We start from the raw sequence: 14,075 nt of genomic DNA on the forward strand, positions 1-14,075 counted from the left end.
GCGGGGAGGCAGGGCTATGCGGCTGGGCATCGACGCAACGCCGTTGCTCGGCGCCCGAACCGGCATCGGTACCTACGTCGACCATCTGATCCACGGTTTGGCAGCGGGTGGGTCGCTTGGCGAGCAGGGCGGCACTAGCGGGCCCGGCCACGATCTGGCAATCACCGCTACGGCATTCAGTTCGGCAGGTAGCCACGCCCTCTCAGCCCACCTGCCCGACAGCGTGAGGGCCCGGGGGTCTCGGGCTCCGGCGCGGCTGCTGCAGCAAAGCTGGTCGCGGACCGGTCATCCCAAGGTCGAAACCCTCTGTGGTGACCAGGACGTATTCCACGCCACGAACTTCGTGCTTCCGCCGCTACGTCACGCTGCCGGTGTGCTGACGGTGCATGATCTTTCGTATCTTCGGTTCCCACATACTGTCACTGCGAAAACGCTGCGATACCGTGATCTGGTACCGGACGGCATCCGCCGCGCGGCGATCGTTACGACGCTGAGCCAATCGGTGGCGGATGAGATCGTCGCGGAATATCGCATCGACGAAGCCCGGGTGATCGTGGCGTCTCCAGGTGTTGATGCCAGCTGGTTCGACGTGTCGCCATTGACCAGGCAGGACCGGACCGAACTCGATCTACCGAGCGAATATTTCTTGGCCGTCGGAACACTCGAACCTCGCAAAAATCTCAGCACGTTGATTGCCGCATACCGCCGACTTCGTGACGAGCGCGCTGACGTGCCCCCGCTGGTCCTGGTCGGCCCGACGGGCTGGGGGCCCGCGTTGCAACTAGACACCTTCGCGCCCGGCGCGGTACGGCTTACCGGCTATCTGGCGACACCACTGCTCCAGCGGGTCGTCGCCGCGGCGAGGTGCCTGGCTTTCCCTTCTCTTTATGAGGGATTCGGATTGCCGCCGGTGGAGGCTCTCGCAGCCGGAACAGCGGTAGTGGCCAGTGATCTGGCCGTCACCCGAGAGGTACTCGGCGAGGCCGCCGACCTCGTTGCTCCCAATGACGTCGAGGGGTGGGCGGCGGCGCTGAGCCGGGCGGCTTCGGCCGATGGCGGCGACCCTGCCGTACGAGCTGCCCGAGTGGCCCGGGCCAGACGCTGGACCTGGCAGAGTTGCGTGGCATCGAGTCGGAAAGCTTACGAGTTGGCGCTGTCCTGACTCTCCGCCGTGCCACCGGCAGGCCGGCCCGCAAGCGCCTCACTGTCCCGTTCGAACGCCGCATGCAATGCGACACGCCAGTCCGGTAGCGGAGTAAGCCCAGCAGCGCGCCAGGCCGCATCCGAAAGCACTGAGTACGCGGGCCTGGGCGCAGGCCGCGGAAAAGCCTCGGTCGTAGTCGGCAAAACCCTGGCCGGGTCCGCGCCTAGTTCGCTGAACACCGCGCGCGCCAAACCGTGCCAAGTCACCGAGCCTGAATTCGTGCAGTGATAGACACCTGCGGGCGCGGAGCTGTGCGCAAGTTCGACTAACCCACGTGCCAAATCGTAGGACCAGGTTGGCGATCCGACCTGGTCGTCGACCACCGAGATGGTTTCTCGGCTACGTTCGAACCCGGCCATTGTCTTCACGAAATTCCCGCCGGCCGCTCCGTACACCCAGGCAGTGCGAATCACGAACCCGTGGTCGGGGGCCAGCGTCCGAACCGCCTGCTCCCCCGCCAGCTTCGTACGTCCGTAGGCGGACTTCGGAGCGGTCGGCTCGTCCACTGCATAGGGTGTCGTCGCATCGCCTGCGAACACGTAATCCGTGGAGATGTGCAGCAGTTTCGCCCCCGATCGCTGAGCAGCCGCTGCCAACAGGGCCGGCCCGGTGGCGTTGACCACAAAGGCCCGGGCCTCGTCGTTTTCGGCCTGGTCGACGGCCGTATAGCCAGCCGCATTCAGAATGACGTCCGGCTTGAACTCCGAGATCACGCGGTCGATCTCGACGCGATCGGTGATGTCCAGCTCGGACGAGCCGAGAGCCAGGACCGCCGGCGCTTCGGCCCCAGGCGCGTGCGCTGCGTCGTTCAGCACCCGCTGCACATCGCTACCCAGCTGGCCCGCGGCACCGGTGACGAGCCAGCGGAGCGGGCGGGTAGGCGTGCTCACACCTTCTCGATATGCGCGACGCCCGCCCGATCCTTGAGCGGTTCCCACCAGTCGCGATTGTCTCTGTACCACTGAACGGTCTCCGCGAGGCCCTGCTCGAAACTCATCTGGGGGGCGTAGCCCAGTTCAGCGACCTTGGAATAGTCGACCGAATATCGCAGGTCGTGGCCGCCGCCGCGCGGATCGATGATCGGCTGCACGTAAGACCAGTCTCGACCCGTCGCGTCGAGCAACAGCTCGGTCAGCACCTTGTTCGACAATTCCCGGCCGCCGCCGATGTTGTAGAACTCACCCGGCAGGCCCTTTTCGACGACGAGCTGAATACCACGGCAGTGATCAGCTACATACAACCAGTCGCGAACGTTGGCCCCCTCGCCGTAGAGCGGCACCTTCTGACCGTCCAGCAGATTGGTCACGAACAACGGGATGACTTTCTCCGGAAAGTGGTACGGCCCGTAGTTATTGGAACAGCGCGTAACCGAAATATTCAGCCCGTAGCTCTTCGCGTATGCCCGGGCGATCAGGTCCGAACCGGCCTTGGCGGCCGAATAGGGCGAATTCGGTTCCAGGAGATTGCTCTCAACCCAGGAGCCGTCATCAATCGTGCCGTACACCTCGTCGGTGGAGATGTGCACAACCCTGCCGACCTGATGCCGTAGCGCTGCATCGAACACCTGCTGGGCCCCGAGAACGTTGGTCTGGATGAAGTCGGCCGCGCCGGTGATCGAGCGATCGACATGCGACTCTGCGGCGAAATTGACCACTACGTCGTGGCCGGGCAAGGCGGCATCGAGGTCAGCGGCGCTGCAAATGTCGCCACGAACGAACTTGAAGCGCGGGCTCTCGGAGACCGGCGCCAGATTGGCCAGGTTACCGGCGTAGGTCAGCTTGTCGAATACCGTCACCTCGGCCCCTGCAAATGCCGGGTAGCTGTCGGTCAGGATCTCGCGGGTGTATTGCGAACCGATAAACCCGGCGCCGCCGGTGACGAAGATGCGCATGCCATGCATGTTTTCACATCCAGCTGACAGACCCACAGGCGAAGACGCCGAAGTGACGGGGTCCTTCGGCGGGGTGTGAGGTGGGTGACGGAGTATACCGGTCCCTGGTTGTGATAGGTCCTCACACTCCACAGGTAGCCTGCACGGGTGCCTTTCGACAATGACGGACCGGACTATCCGGGCAAACCAGAACTGCCGCCGGAGCTCGATCCACGTCGTGGGCGCCGACGGGCGGGCCCATCGGGGTCCGGGCGCCCCAGTTTTGCGGCCTCACACGGTCCCGCAACGACGGAGCGACGACCCACCCGCAGCGAGCGCCGAGCCAGCAGGCGGTCGGGTGCAGATGTCGTAGCGGGCGCGACCCTCGGGGTTCAGATCGTGTGCGCAATGCTGTCGCTCGTCGTCCTGCTCGGCAGCGGCTGGGCTTGGGCCACCTACCGCAACTTCAGTGCCGACATCAAGCGGGTGAACGCGATCTCCGCCGGTGGAACGGCGGCCTCGAAGAAAAACATCGACGGCCAAGACCAGAACATTCTGATCGTCGGCAATGACGACCGTAGCTCTGCCACGCCGGCCGAGCTCGCAGCTTTGGGCATCGAAGCCGACGGCGGCAGCCTGAACACCGACACCATGATGTTGTTGCACGTCCCGGCGAACGGAAGCAAGGCCAGCATCATCTCGTTCCCGCGGGACTCATACGTCGATATTCCCGGCCACGGCATGGCGAAGCTCAACTCCGCATACACCGACGGCCTTTCCGACTCCAACGGTGACAAGTCCGCCGGTGCTCAATTGCTGGTCACGACGATCGAGAATCTCAGCGGGCTGAGCATCGACCACTTCGTCCAGGTCGACTTGATCGGTTTCGTGCGTATATCTAATGCCATCGGCGGCGTCGACGTCTGCCTCAACAACGACGTCAACGACGTTTACTCGCAGCTCGAGCTCTCCAAGGGTCACCACACGATCTCCGGCAAGACCGCGTTGGCCTTCGTGCGGCAGCGACACGGTCTGGCAGGCGGCGACCTCGATCGAATCAAGCGCCAGCAGTACTTCTTGTCAGCGGTCTTTCGCAAGATGGCCTCGGCGGGCACGCTACTCAATCCGTTCAAGCTGCAGAGCCTGCTCAAAGCCATCACGAGCTCACTCCAACTCGATGGTGACTCGACTGGTCACAAAGGTTTGGATCCCTTGAAATTGGCCCAGCAAATGCAGAACCTGCAGGCGGGCAACATCAAGTTCACGACGATTCCGACGAACGGCACCCAGGACGAACAGATCGACGGCGGCACGCAGAACGTCGTGCTGGTGAACACCGCTGCCATGCCTGCCTTCATCGACAGCCTGATCGGCATCGCGCCTTCGACGGCGCTGCAGACCGTCAAGGCTGCCGCACCGAGTTCGGTCACCGTGACCGTTGTCAACGACGCGAACGCGAATGGGCTGGAGAACACCAACGCCGCCGCCCTGCGTGCCGTCGGCTTCAAGACCGTGGTCCCGCCGGCGACCACCGACGTACTTGACCGTACGACCATCCGGTATCCGAAAGGTATGGAGGCCGCGGCCAAGGCGCTGCAGGCCCAGGTGCCGCAGGCCACGCTGACTCAGACTGCCGATGTCACGACCGTCACGTTGCTCTTGGGCAACAACGGCGTCCAGGTCAAGTCGCTGATGCCGGTCAGCACCACCCCGCCTGCGACCGACCCTGCTGCTGGCTCAGCCAGTACCGCCGCAGGCTCAGCCAGTACCGCCGCAGGCTCAGCCACGGCCGCCGCAGGCTCTGCCAGCACTGCCGGCGCGGCTCAGGTCACCACCGCCGCCGACGCAGGTTGCATCAACTAGATGACACCCGAATCGCTGTTCGACGACCGACTGGCGAACGACCCGACGCGGCCACTGATCACCTTTTACGACGACGCCAGCGGCGAGCGCGCTGAGCTGTCGGCCAAGTCCCTCGCGAACTGGGTCGCGAAGACTCATTTCATGCTCATCGATGAGCTCGGTCTTGGACCCGGTGACCGTGCCTACCTGAGCCTGCCGGTGCACTGGCTCGCGGCACCGATCCTGTTCGGTTCGTGGTTCGCCGGGCTGGAGATCGTGTCCGACCCGAGCAACGCCGCTGTCGCATTCGGCGATGCCGCATCGCTGGAGAAAGCCGACCTCAGCAACGTAGCTGATGTCTTCGCCGTCTCACTGCTGTCGATGGCTCGCTCAGCCGAGCCGCCCCGCGGCATGTCCGACTACGCAGCTTCGGTACGTCCACACCCGGACGCCTGGCCAACAGTGCGGGCGCGCGGTACTGAGGCCGACGCTGGCCTGGACGGTCTTTCTCGCGCCGAGTTGGCCAAATCTGCCCGCGCGTCCGCGGCGGATTTGGGACTATTACCGGGCGGTCGGCTGCTGTGGTCAGCGGCGGACTTCACTGCAACGGCATGGCTGCAAGCGCTGTTGGCCCCGCTGGCGGTGAGCGGTTCGGTGGTGTTGGTGAGCAATGCTGATCCGGCAAAGCTGGCGAGCCGGGCGAGTGCCGAGCACGTGACGGTCATTCGATGAGGCACCATTCGATTAGCACGATCGCACCAGCGGCTCCGTCGAAAGGGATGAATCCAGATGGACAAAGTCGTCTCGAGCGCGGCTGAGGCGGTAGCCGACATTGCTGATGGTTCATCGCTCGCGGTTGGGGGCTTTGGTCTGTGCGGCATCCCGCATGTGCTGATCGACGCGGTTTTCGCCCTCGGGTCGAGCTCGTTGGAGACGGTCTCGAACAACTGCGGTGTCGACGAGGCCGGCCTTGGCGTGCTGCTCTTCGCGCGCCGCATTAGGCGCACTATCGGCTCGTACGTAGGCGAAAACCGTGAGTTTGCGCGACAGTATCTCTCCGGCGAGCTCGAGCTGGAGTTGACCCCCCAGGGCACCTTGGCCGAACGCCTGCGCGCTGGCGGTTCAGGAATACCCGCCTTCTACACTCCTGCCGGCGTCGGAACTTTGGTTGCCGAGGGTGGTTTGCCCTGGCGGTACAACGCCGACGGCTCGGTCGCGCTGGCCTCGCCGGCGAAGGAGACCCGAGTCTTCGGCAGCCAGGAGTACGTGCTTGAGCAGGGCATCGTCACCGACTTCGCGCTCGTCAGAGCGGCGAAAGGCGACCGCCACGGAAACCTCATCTACGACGCCTCGGCGCGAAACTTCAATCCGCTCTGCGCAATGGCCGGCCGGGTGACGATTGCCGAGGTGGAAGTGCTCGTGGAGCCCGGCGAACTGGACCCAGCCGCAGTCCACACCCCCGGGGTGTTCGTCCAACGGGTCGTCGAGGTCGGCATCGCGGGCAAACGGATCGAGAGACGCACGGTCCGTCAGCGCAACGATGCGCCCTCCGGCCTGGCGAGCCAAGAAACAGGAGACTGAGTATGGCGCTATCGCGAACCGAACTCGCTGCGCGCGTCGCGCGCGAGTTGAGCGATGGTCAATACGTCAATCTTGGCATCGGCCTGCCCACTCTCGTGCCGAACTACGTACCCGCCGGTGTGCACCTCGTCCTGCAATCGGAAAACGGCATTCTCGGCGTCGGCCCGTATCCCTACGACGATGAAGTCGATGCGGACTTGATCAACGCGGGCAAAGAGACGGTGACGGTGCTGCCCGGCGCATCGTTCTTCGATTCGGCAACGTCATTTGCGATGATCCGCGGCGGCCACATCGATGTTGCGATTCTGGGAGCGATGCAGGTTGCGGCCAATGGTGATCTTGCCAACTGGACGATCCCGGGCAAGATGATCAAGGGCATGGGAGGAGCGATGGATCTGGTTCACGGTGCTCGCAAGGTCATCGTGATGATGGAACACACCGCCAAGGACGGCAGCCCCAAGATCGTTGCCGCCTGCAGCCTGCCGTTGACCGGAAAAGGCTGTGTTCAGAAGATCATCACTGACCTCGCCGTCATCGACGTCACCGGCGAAGGCCTGCTACTTCGCGAACTCGCCCCGGGTGTCAGCGAGGACGAGGTGCGCAATGCCACCGAACCGGCGCTGATCAACGCGCTGGGTTAGTCGAACCGCACGATCTTGCCCTCTGGCCAGCTTCGGTACAGGAAGCTCGGCAACCCCTCCCGCGGTGCGCGGCTGGCGCGGGCTCGAATGTAGAGATAGTGGCCGAGATCAGCCTTGCGGTACTCGATCAACGGCGCCGCGTCGTCGTAGAACTCCCACTTGGTGGCGTCGGAGGGATGTCCGTCTGCGGTAAATGACGTCTCGACCTCGAAGCCTGCGAAGTCGAGCAGACGATGCAATTCGTGTCGGTTGTACTCGCGATTGTGTCGCCCGTACGGACCGTAGCCTGAGTACGGGTCATAGAGGTTCGCGCCGCTCAACAGGCGTAACACATTCTCGATCCGCGCGACGTTCGGCGTGGTGAGAATGAGGACACCGTTGGGCTTGAGGACACGATGGATCTGACGCAACGTCGCCAACGGGTCCATCAGCATGTGCTCGATCATTTCGCAGAACAGCACCACATCGAAGGAGTCGTCCTGGTAAGGGAATTCGTCCTCTTCGACGTTGAACATCTGCGAGTGCCGTGCCACCTCGACGCGCTCGCTGGCCCCAGGCGGCAACCACGAAACGGTCTCAGTTGTCTCGCCGCGCTCGCCGTAGTAATTGGCCAGGCTCAGATCAAGTTTGCTGTGTTGCTCCAACAGCCATGTGGTGAAGTACGGGTTGCCTCCGAGCTCGAGACAGCTGCCGGAGTCGTCGCGGACCAGTCCCCAGGTGTAGAGGAAACGTAGTTTGGAATCGGTGACGTAGTCGTTCATGTGGCCGACTGGCTCGCCGTTCACCGACCAGGACCGGAAGGTCTGCTCGATCTCCTCGAAGGTGAGGCCGTCGGGAAGTGGAACCGGCGGCGTCTGCCACACCAGAGTTCCCTTGGCCCACCGCTTGCGCTCCACGCGTGCCTGGCGCGCGGCGCTCACCTTGGTGCGGGCGCGCTGTACGGCGTCCTGCACCGGTGCTGGGCTGCTTCGCAACGCCTTGCCCGCAGTTCGGCGAGCCTTGACGCGGACCGACGCGTACGCGTTCTCTAGCGGCATATTGGCATGCCTTTCGTGATCGTCTAGTAGCGGACACTGGCCGGCAGGCAGCTGCAAGGCAGCCGACGCGAGCTTACAGGCGTGGCTGGAGTGGATGTCGAACAGCGCTGGCTGTCAGTGGCACCGTGCAGACTGGTCGTCGTGAACGTGTCCACCGATATCGCGCTGAGCGGCCTCGAGACCCAGGTGGGGCGGTTGAGCATTGCTGCGACCGCGATCGGCTTGCTCGCGCTCGAGTGGGGCGAGCCGGGTTCGCTGCTTGACCGCCTGGTATCTCAGCGCCTGGCTCGGCCGGTCGCCCCGTCGGCCCTCGCTGTGGAGCACGCCGCCCAAGCCCGCGGCGAGTTATCGGAGTATTTCGCCGGCGACCGCGAGCAGTTTGAGGTGGCTCTCGATTGGCAGCTCACGACGGGAGGCGGCCAAGCCGTTCTGATGACGCTGCACGACTCGGTCGGCTTCGGCGAGTCGGTCACGTACGGCGAACTCGCGAAACTAAGCGGTACGGGCATCCCAGCTCGGGGAATCGGTGCGGTCATGGGGGCAAATCCGCTGCCCATCGTTGTCCCCTGCCACCGAGTGCTTGCCGCAGGTGGCCTCGGCGGCTACAGCGGCGGTCAGCGAGACCGACCCGCTGAGCAGCAGGCCGGCTCAAGTCCGTACGGCCTGGAGACCAAGCGTTGGCTGCTGACCTTCGAGGGCGTACTGCCACCTACGCTCGGGTGGGATCCGACCCAGCGGCTGGATCTAGGCGGCACACGTCCGCAATTGCGCTGATCAGACCGCGCTGAATCCTGCATGATGGATCGGTGACCACGGTTCAACAATCCAACCGTCGGCTGAACCGGGCGTGGCTGGTTGCCGGCATCACCTTCCTCGCGCTCATCGCCTCCGCGGCCTTCCGGTCGTCCACCGGCGTACTGCTCGAGCCGCTCGAACACGAGTTCGGCTGGTCGCGATCGACCACCTCCTTTGCGATCACCGTGAACCTGGTGGTCTACGGGCTGACCGCACCGTTTGCAGCCGCTCTGATGCAGAAGTTCGGGATCAAACGAATTGTCGCGATTTCACTGAGCCTCGTCGTCCTCGGGTGCCTGGCCACGATCGTGATGCGGCAGTCATGGCAACTCGTCGTCGCGTGGGGCGTACTCATCGGTGTCGGTACCGGCTCGATGGCATTGGTCTTTGGTGCGATCATCGCCAACCGCTGGTTTGTAGAACGTCGCGGCTTGGTTACCGGCATCTTCTCCGCCGCATCCTCGACCGGCCAATTGGTGTTCCTGCCCCTGATGGCTGAGTTGATAGCACGACACGGTTGGCGCACCGCCGTCGCGCTGGTCGCCGCCTTCGCGCTGCTCCTGGTCCCGTTGGTGATCTGGCTGCTTGCCGATTCCCCAGCATCGGTCGGTGTCAAACCCTACGGAGCAACCGCCGAAAATCCCGGAATGGTGGAGGATTCGACCGACAGCCCGGCTCGCCTCGCGATCACGACCCTGTTCCGCGCGTCGCGAAGTTGGACCTTCTGGGTGCTCATGGTCACGTTCTTCATCTGCGGTTGGTCCACGAACGGCCTCATTGGCTCGCACTTCATTCCGGCCGCCCACGATCACGGGATGCCGCCGACCACGGCGGCGGATCTGCTGGCACTGATAGGCATCTTCGACATTGTCGGCACGATCGGCTCCGGTTGGCTGACCGACCGGATGGACCCCCGCAACCTGCTGATGGCCTACTACGGCCTGCGCGGCTTGTCGCTGCTCATCGTGCCGTCGGTGCTGGGTTCGACGGTCGACCCACCGCTGTTCTTGTTCATCGTTTTCTACGGCTTGGACTGGGTCGCGACAGTGCCGCCGACGGTGGCGCTGTGCCGCGAACACTTCGGCGTAGAACGGTCAGGCGTCGTCTTCGGCTGGGTCTACGCGTCGCACATGATCGGCGCCGGTATCGCGGCATCCTTCGCCGGAGCCGTGCGCGCGCATACCGGCGACTACCGGATCGCCTGGCTCACGGCGGGCGCTCTATGCGTCGGGGCTGCTCTATTGTTCTTCACTATCCGGGAGCGAGGTGAATACGTCAGCACCGCGCATCCCCCGGCCAGCAGACCCGGCACGGCCATCGGGCCGGTCGCCGCTGAGGGAGTCGCATTGTGAACTACCCCGAGGCCTATCAGCACAGCCTTTCCGATCCCGACTCGTTCTGGCGAGCAGCTGCCACCGGCGTGCATTGGATTCGCAACCCGGTACGAATTCTCGATCGAGGCGACGCGCCGCTGTATCGGTGGTTTCCTGATGCCACCCTGAACACCTGCTTCAACGCCCTCGATCGCCATGTCGCACTCGGGCGCGCCGATCAGACCGCACTGATCTACGATTCACCCGTCACCGGCACGAAAAAGCGCTTCAGCTACGCCGACCTCACCGAGCAAACCGCGAAATTCGCGGGGGTACTGCGCGCCCTGGGCGTGGTCAAGGGCGATCGAGTCCTCATCTATCTGCCGATGATCCCGGAAGCAGTCGTCTCGATGCTCGCGTGCGCGCGCATCGGCGCAGTCCACTCTGTCGTCTTCGGCGGTTTCGCGTCCGCCGAGCTCGCCGGACGCATCGCCGATGCCACCCCGAAGGTCATCGTGTCGGCTTCCTGCGGGATCGAGACCAGCCGGATCATCGACTACAAATCCCTGCTGGACGAGGCGATAGCACTTTCGCCGCACAAACCCGAGCGTTGCGTCATCGTCCAACGGCCGCAAGCCGAGGCTGTTCTGGGCGATCTGGACGTGGACTACGCAAGCGTGATGCGTTCGTCGGCGATTCAACCCACCGAGTGCGTCGAGGTTGCGGCGACGGATCCGCTTTATATCCTCTACACCTCTGGAACGACCGGCAAGCCCAAGGGCATCGTCCGTGACAACGGCGGCCACGCCGTCGCACTCCGGTGGTCGATGACCAACATCTACGACATCGGGCCGGGCGATGTGTTCTTCACCGCCAGCGATGTCGGCTGGGTCGTCGGACATTCCTACATCGTGTACGCGCCATTGCTCACCGGAGCGACCACGGTGCTCTACGAAGGCAAGCCCATCGGCACCCCGGATGCTGGCGCATTCTGGCGGATCGTCAGCGAATACGGGGTCAAGGCACTGTTCACGGCTCCGACCGCCATCCGGGTGCTCAAGCGTGAAGACCCAGAGGGCGAGCTCATGACCAAGTTCGACCTGAGTTCGCTTCGTACGCTCTTCCTCGCCGGCGAGCGGCTCGATCCTGACACGTATCAGTGGGCCACCGATCACCTTCGGGTGCCTGTGGTCGATCACTGGTGGCAGACCGAGACAGGCTGGGCGATCGCTGCCAACCTGCGGGGCCTCGATCCGATGCCTATCAAGGCGGGCTCGCCTAGCGTGCCGGTACCCGGTTTCGATGTGCGGGTGCTCGATGAGGCCGGTCAGGAGCTACCGCGCCTGCAGGGTAAGTCCAGCGATGCCGAGCCAGTTCAGGATGCCAGTCAACATCAAGCAGATCGGCAAGGATCGATCTGCCTGAAATTGCCGCTGCCGCCGGGCACGCTGCAGACGATCTGGGGCGACGATCAGCGCTACATCGATTCCTATCTGTCCGAGGTCGACGGCTACTACGTCACCGGTGACGGTGGCTACCTTGACTCCGATGGGTACCTGTTCGTACTGGGTCGAACCGATGACGTATTGAACGTGGCCGGACACCGATTGTCTTCGGGCCAGATCGAGGCTGCACTGGCATCGCACCCCGCGGTGGCCGAATGCGCGGTGATCGGCGTTCACGATCCGCTCAAAGGCCAGGTCCCCCGTGCCCTAGTCGTGACGAAATCTAGTTTCACCGGTTCTACGGATCAGTTGAAGCTCGAGCTTGCTGCGCTTGTTCGTTCGCAGGTAGGCGCGATCGCTTCGCTGGCCGGAGTGGACGTGGTGCCTGGGCTGCCGAAGACCCGGTCGGGCAAGATTCTGCGAAGGACGATGCGCCAGCTCGCGGACGGCGAGGACGCGGCGGTGCCCTCGACGATCGAGGACGTCGCCGTTCTGGACGAGCTTCGCAGTGTGCTGCACCCTCGCTGAGCTGCCATTGGCAACACCGGGCCGGTAGGTTTGACGGGCAGGGTCTGACCGAGCGGAGTCCAGCCAGCCGGAGGTGGTGTATGGAACAGCTCGGCCTCGTGGCCGCGGTGATTCTGGCAACGGCCATCCTCATTCCGGTTTCCAATCGGATCAATTTGCCCTGGCCGGTGCTGGTCACCGTCTTCGGCATCGTGCTGGCCGCGATACCCCAGGTACCCCAGGTCCACGTCGAACCAGACTTGATCCTGCCGATCGTGCTACCGCCATTGCTCTACGCCACAGCTAGAAGAACCTCGTGGCGCCAATGGGCTTCCAATGCCCGACCAATCTTGCTGCTGGCGGTTGCGCTGGTTGTCGTGACGACCGCGGCGGTCGCGTTCGTGGCCGCGAAGGTCGTGCCGGGAATTTCGATTGGCGGCGCCGTGGCGCTCGGCGCGCTCGTATCGCCACCAGATCCGGTCGCCGCGGCCGCGATTGCCAGCAAACTGCACTTACCGCGCCGCTTGGTTTCGATGCTCGAAGGCGAGGGGTTGTTCAACGACGTCGGCGCGTTGGTGCTGTATCAGGTGGCGATCGCAGCGGTCGTCGGCGGCAGCTTCTCCCCCTCCGACGCGGCGCTAAAGCTGATACTGGCTACTGTTCTGGCGCTCGCAATCGGTTTCGGTTTCGGTTGGGGAGTCACGAAACTGATCTCGTTGCTCGGCAGTGCCGATCCGCGGCCGCAGGTGCTCATCTCGATTCTCGCGCCGAGCGCGGCCTACGTCGCCGCCGAGGAGATTCACGGCTCGGGAGTACTGGCGGTTCTGGTCTACACGTTGTATTCGGTGTCGCGCCCGATCGATGCCGGCGATGCACAGGGACGCTTGACGACAGATGTGTTCTGGTCGATGACCGAGACTCTGGTGACCGGTATCGCTTTCGGCCTGGTGGGATTGGAGTTTCAAACGGCTTTCGAAGCGCTTGACGTGCCATGGACCCAGTTGGTGGCCGAAACGGCCGCGGTGGTCGGCGTAGTGGTGGTCGTCCGGTTGTTGTACCTCCTGCCTTCCGTCCTGCTCGCCAAGCGCTTCTACGAACGGTTGCAGAGCCGCGCACTGGAGGATGCTTTGAGCGGCCAGACCGAGTCCAGACGGTTGCAACGCCAACGCGATAGTGACGTGCCGATCGGCTGGCGCGAGACCGTCGTGGTGTGGTGGGCCGGAATGCGCGGCGTTGCAACGGTTGCGCTGGCGCTGGCCATACCGACCACCGTGGATTCAGGTGCTGAGTTTCCCGCTCGCGACCGGATTCTGTTCATCGCGTTCGCGGTCGTGCTGGTTACCCTGGTCGTTCAGGGAGTCACCTTGCCGAGCCTGGTGAAACTGCTCAAGGTCCGAGCCGTGGACAACGACCGCGACGACGAGGAGGCAGCCCTCATCGAACGCGCAGCGCACGCAGCGGCAGAGGCGCTCAACCACCTTCAAGACGAGCTCGACTCCAGCTTGCCCGTCGATGTGTGGGACAGACTCAACGCCTTCCCGACCGATCTGCTGTCGCGACTTCGTCCACAGCTCGCCGGCGATGCGCAGCACGGCCTTGACAAGGATCTGAAACGGGACCGCATCCAATTCATTCAAGGCCTCGAACGGATGCTCATCGCGGCTCGAGAGGAGTTGCTAGTTGCCAGGTCGGAGCGAGGCGTCGAACCGGAGATGGTCGATTCGCTGGTGCGCCGGCTGGATCTGTACAGCCTGCCGACCTCCCCGCAGCGCGAGATCGCCTGACCGATCATTCTCGGCGGCCTGGGAATGGACGCCGAGTAGTGCAGCGTTCAACTACA

The 14,075-nt window shown here is 63.9% G+C and carries 12 protein-coding genes; 9 read left to right on the plus strand and 3 right to left on the minus strand.

Features of this window, described 5'->3' with window-relative positions:
- Positions 1 to 16 precede the first annotated feature (16 nt).
- The gene (locus tag ACSMXN_RS17705; RefSeq protein WP_022913136.1) at positions 17 to 1,162 is read left to right on the plus strand and encodes a glycosyltransferase family 4 protein; all 1,146 of its coding nucleotides are present in this window, start codon (positions 17 to 19) and stop codon (positions 1,160 to 1,162) included.
- On the opposite strand, the gene rfbD is transcribed toward ACSMXN_RS17705, so the two are convergent.
- Complete coding sequence (gene rfbD / locus ACSMXN_RS17710; RefSeq protein ID WP_022913137.1) at positions 1,141 to 2,094, minus strand: dTDP-4-dehydrorhamnose reductase; 954 nt, start codon at positions 2,092 to 2,094, stop codon at positions 1,141 to 1,143. The genes ACSMXN_RS17705 and rfbD overlap by 22 nt on opposite strands.
- Positions 2,091 to 3,095, minus strand: coding sequence for a dTDP-glucose 4,6-dehydratase (gene rfbB, locus ACSMXN_RS17715; RefSeq protein ID WP_027139395.1), 1,005 nt, complete (start codon positions 3,093 to 3,095; stop codon positions 2,091 to 2,093). Before rfbB ends, rfbD begins: the two co-directional genes overlap by 4 nt.
- A gap of 147 nt (positions 3,096 to 3,242) precedes the next feature.
- On the opposite strand from rfbB, the gene ACSMXN_RS17720 reads away from it, so the two are divergent.
- From ACSMXN_RS17720 to ACSMXN_RS17735, 4 genes are read left to right on the plus strand one after another with little or no spacing between them, the layout of a single operon-like run.
- Entirely contained in the window at positions 3,243 to 4,937 is a 1,695-nt protein-coding gene (locus tag ACSMXN_RS17720) for an LCP family protein (protein WP_022913139.1), read from the plus strand.
- The gene (locus tag ACSMXN_RS17725; protein ID WP_022913140.1) at positions 4,938 to 5,648 is read left to right on the plus strand and encodes a TIGR03089 family protein; all 711 of its coding nucleotides are present in this window, start codon (positions 4,938 to 4,940) and stop codon (positions 5,646 to 5,648) included.
- A gap of 57 nt (positions 5,649 to 5,705) precedes the next feature.
- Positions 5,706 to 6,497, plus strand: a complete 792-nt coding sequence (locus ACSMXN_RS17730; RefSeq protein WP_022913141.1) for a CoA transferase subunit A — start codon at positions 5,706 to 5,708, stop codon at positions 6,495 to 6,497.
- 2 nt (positions 6,498 to 6,499) lie between these two features.
- On the plus strand, positions 6,500 to 7,138 hold the full coding sequence (locus ACSMXN_RS17735) for a CoA transferase subunit B (RefSeq protein ID WP_022913142.1): 639 nt from the start codon (positions 6,500 to 6,502) through the stop codon (positions 7,136 to 7,138).
- On the opposite strand, the gene ACSMXN_RS17740 is transcribed toward ACSMXN_RS17735, so the two are convergent.
- Positions 7,135 to 8,175 carry a class I SAM-dependent methyltransferase gene (locus ACSMXN_RS17740; RefSeq protein WP_022913143.1) on the minus strand — a complete coding sequence of 347 codons (1,041 nt, stop codon included), beginning with the start codon at positions 8,173 to 8,175 and terminating at the stop codon, positions 7,135 to 7,137. The two genes, ACSMXN_RS17735 and ACSMXN_RS17740, sit on opposite strands and share 4 nt — an antisense overlap.
- An 81-nt stretch (positions 8,176 to 8,256) precedes the next feature.
- Here ACSMXN_RS17740 and ACSMXN_RS17745 point away from each other — a divergent pair, with 81 nt between their 5' ends.
- The 4 genes from ACSMXN_RS17745 to ACSMXN_RS17760 all read left to right on the plus strand — a co-directional run bounded on the left by ACSMXN_RS17745 (position 8,257) and on the right by ACSMXN_RS17760 (position 14,019).
- Positions 8,257 to 8,949 (plus strand): methylated-DNA--[protein]-cysteine S-methyltransferase, encoded by a 693-nt coding sequence (locus ACSMXN_RS17745; RefSeq protein ID WP_196811257.1) that lies wholly within the window; start codon positions 8,257 to 8,259, stop codon positions 8,947 to 8,949.
- A gap of 32 nt (positions 8,950 to 8,981) precedes the next feature.
- Entirely contained in the window at positions 8,982 to 10,322 is a 1,341-nt protein-coding gene (locus ACSMXN_RS17750) for an MFS transporter (protein WP_022913145.1), read from the plus strand.
- Positions 10,316 to 12,256, plus strand: a complete 1,941-nt coding sequence (locus tag ACSMXN_RS17755) for a propionyl-CoA synthetase (RefSeq protein ID WP_051148859.1) — start codon at positions 10,316 to 10,318, stop codon at positions 12,254 to 12,256. Before ACSMXN_RS17750 ends, ACSMXN_RS17755 begins: the two co-directional genes overlap by 7 nt.
- A gap of 80 nt (positions 12,257 to 12,336) precedes the next feature.
- Positions 12,337 to 14,019 carry a Na+/H+ antiporter gene (locus ACSMXN_RS17760; protein ID WP_022913147.1) on the plus strand — a complete coding sequence of 561 codons (1,683 nt, stop codon included), beginning with the start codon at positions 12,337 to 12,339 and terminating at the stop codon, positions 14,017 to 14,019.
- Positions 14,020 to 14,075 lie beyond the last annotated feature (56 nt).

The sequence above is a fragment of the Parajatrophihabitans canadensis genome (assembly GCF_053764775.1).

What these genes read in the sequence shown, in the direction of transcription:
- ACSMXN_RS17705 (WP_022913136.1), top strand. Translation starts at nt 17, where the DNA reads ATGCGGCTGGGCATCGACGCAACGCCGTTGCTCGGCGCCCGAACCGGC.
- ACSMXN_RS17760 (WP_022913147.1), top strand. Translation starts at nt 12,337, where the DNA reads ATGGAACAGCTCGGCCTCGTGGCCGCGGTGATTCTGGCAACGGCCATC.
- ACSMXN_RS17725 (WP_022913140.1), top strand. Translation starts at nt 4,938, where the DNA reads ATGACACCCGAATCGCTGTTCGACGACCGACTGGCGAACGACCCGACG.
- ACSMXN_RS17735 (WP_022913142.1), top strand. Translation starts at nt 6,500, where the DNA reads ATGGCGCTATCGCGAACCGAACTCGCTGCGCGCGTCGCGCGCGAGTTG.
- ACSMXN_RS17730 (WP_022913141.1), top strand. Translation starts at nt 5,706, where the DNA reads ATGGACAAAGTCGTCTCGAGCGCGGCTGAGGCGGTAGCCGACATTGCT.
- rfbB (WP_027139395.1), bottom strand. Translation starts at nt 3,095, where the DNA reads ATGCGCATCTTCGTCACCGGCGGCGCCGGGTTTATCGGTTCGCAATAC.
- ACSMXN_RS17740 (WP_022913143.1), bottom strand. Translation starts at nt 8,175, where the DNA reads ATGCCGCTAGAGAACGCGTACGCGTCGGTCCGCGTCAAGGCTCGCCGA.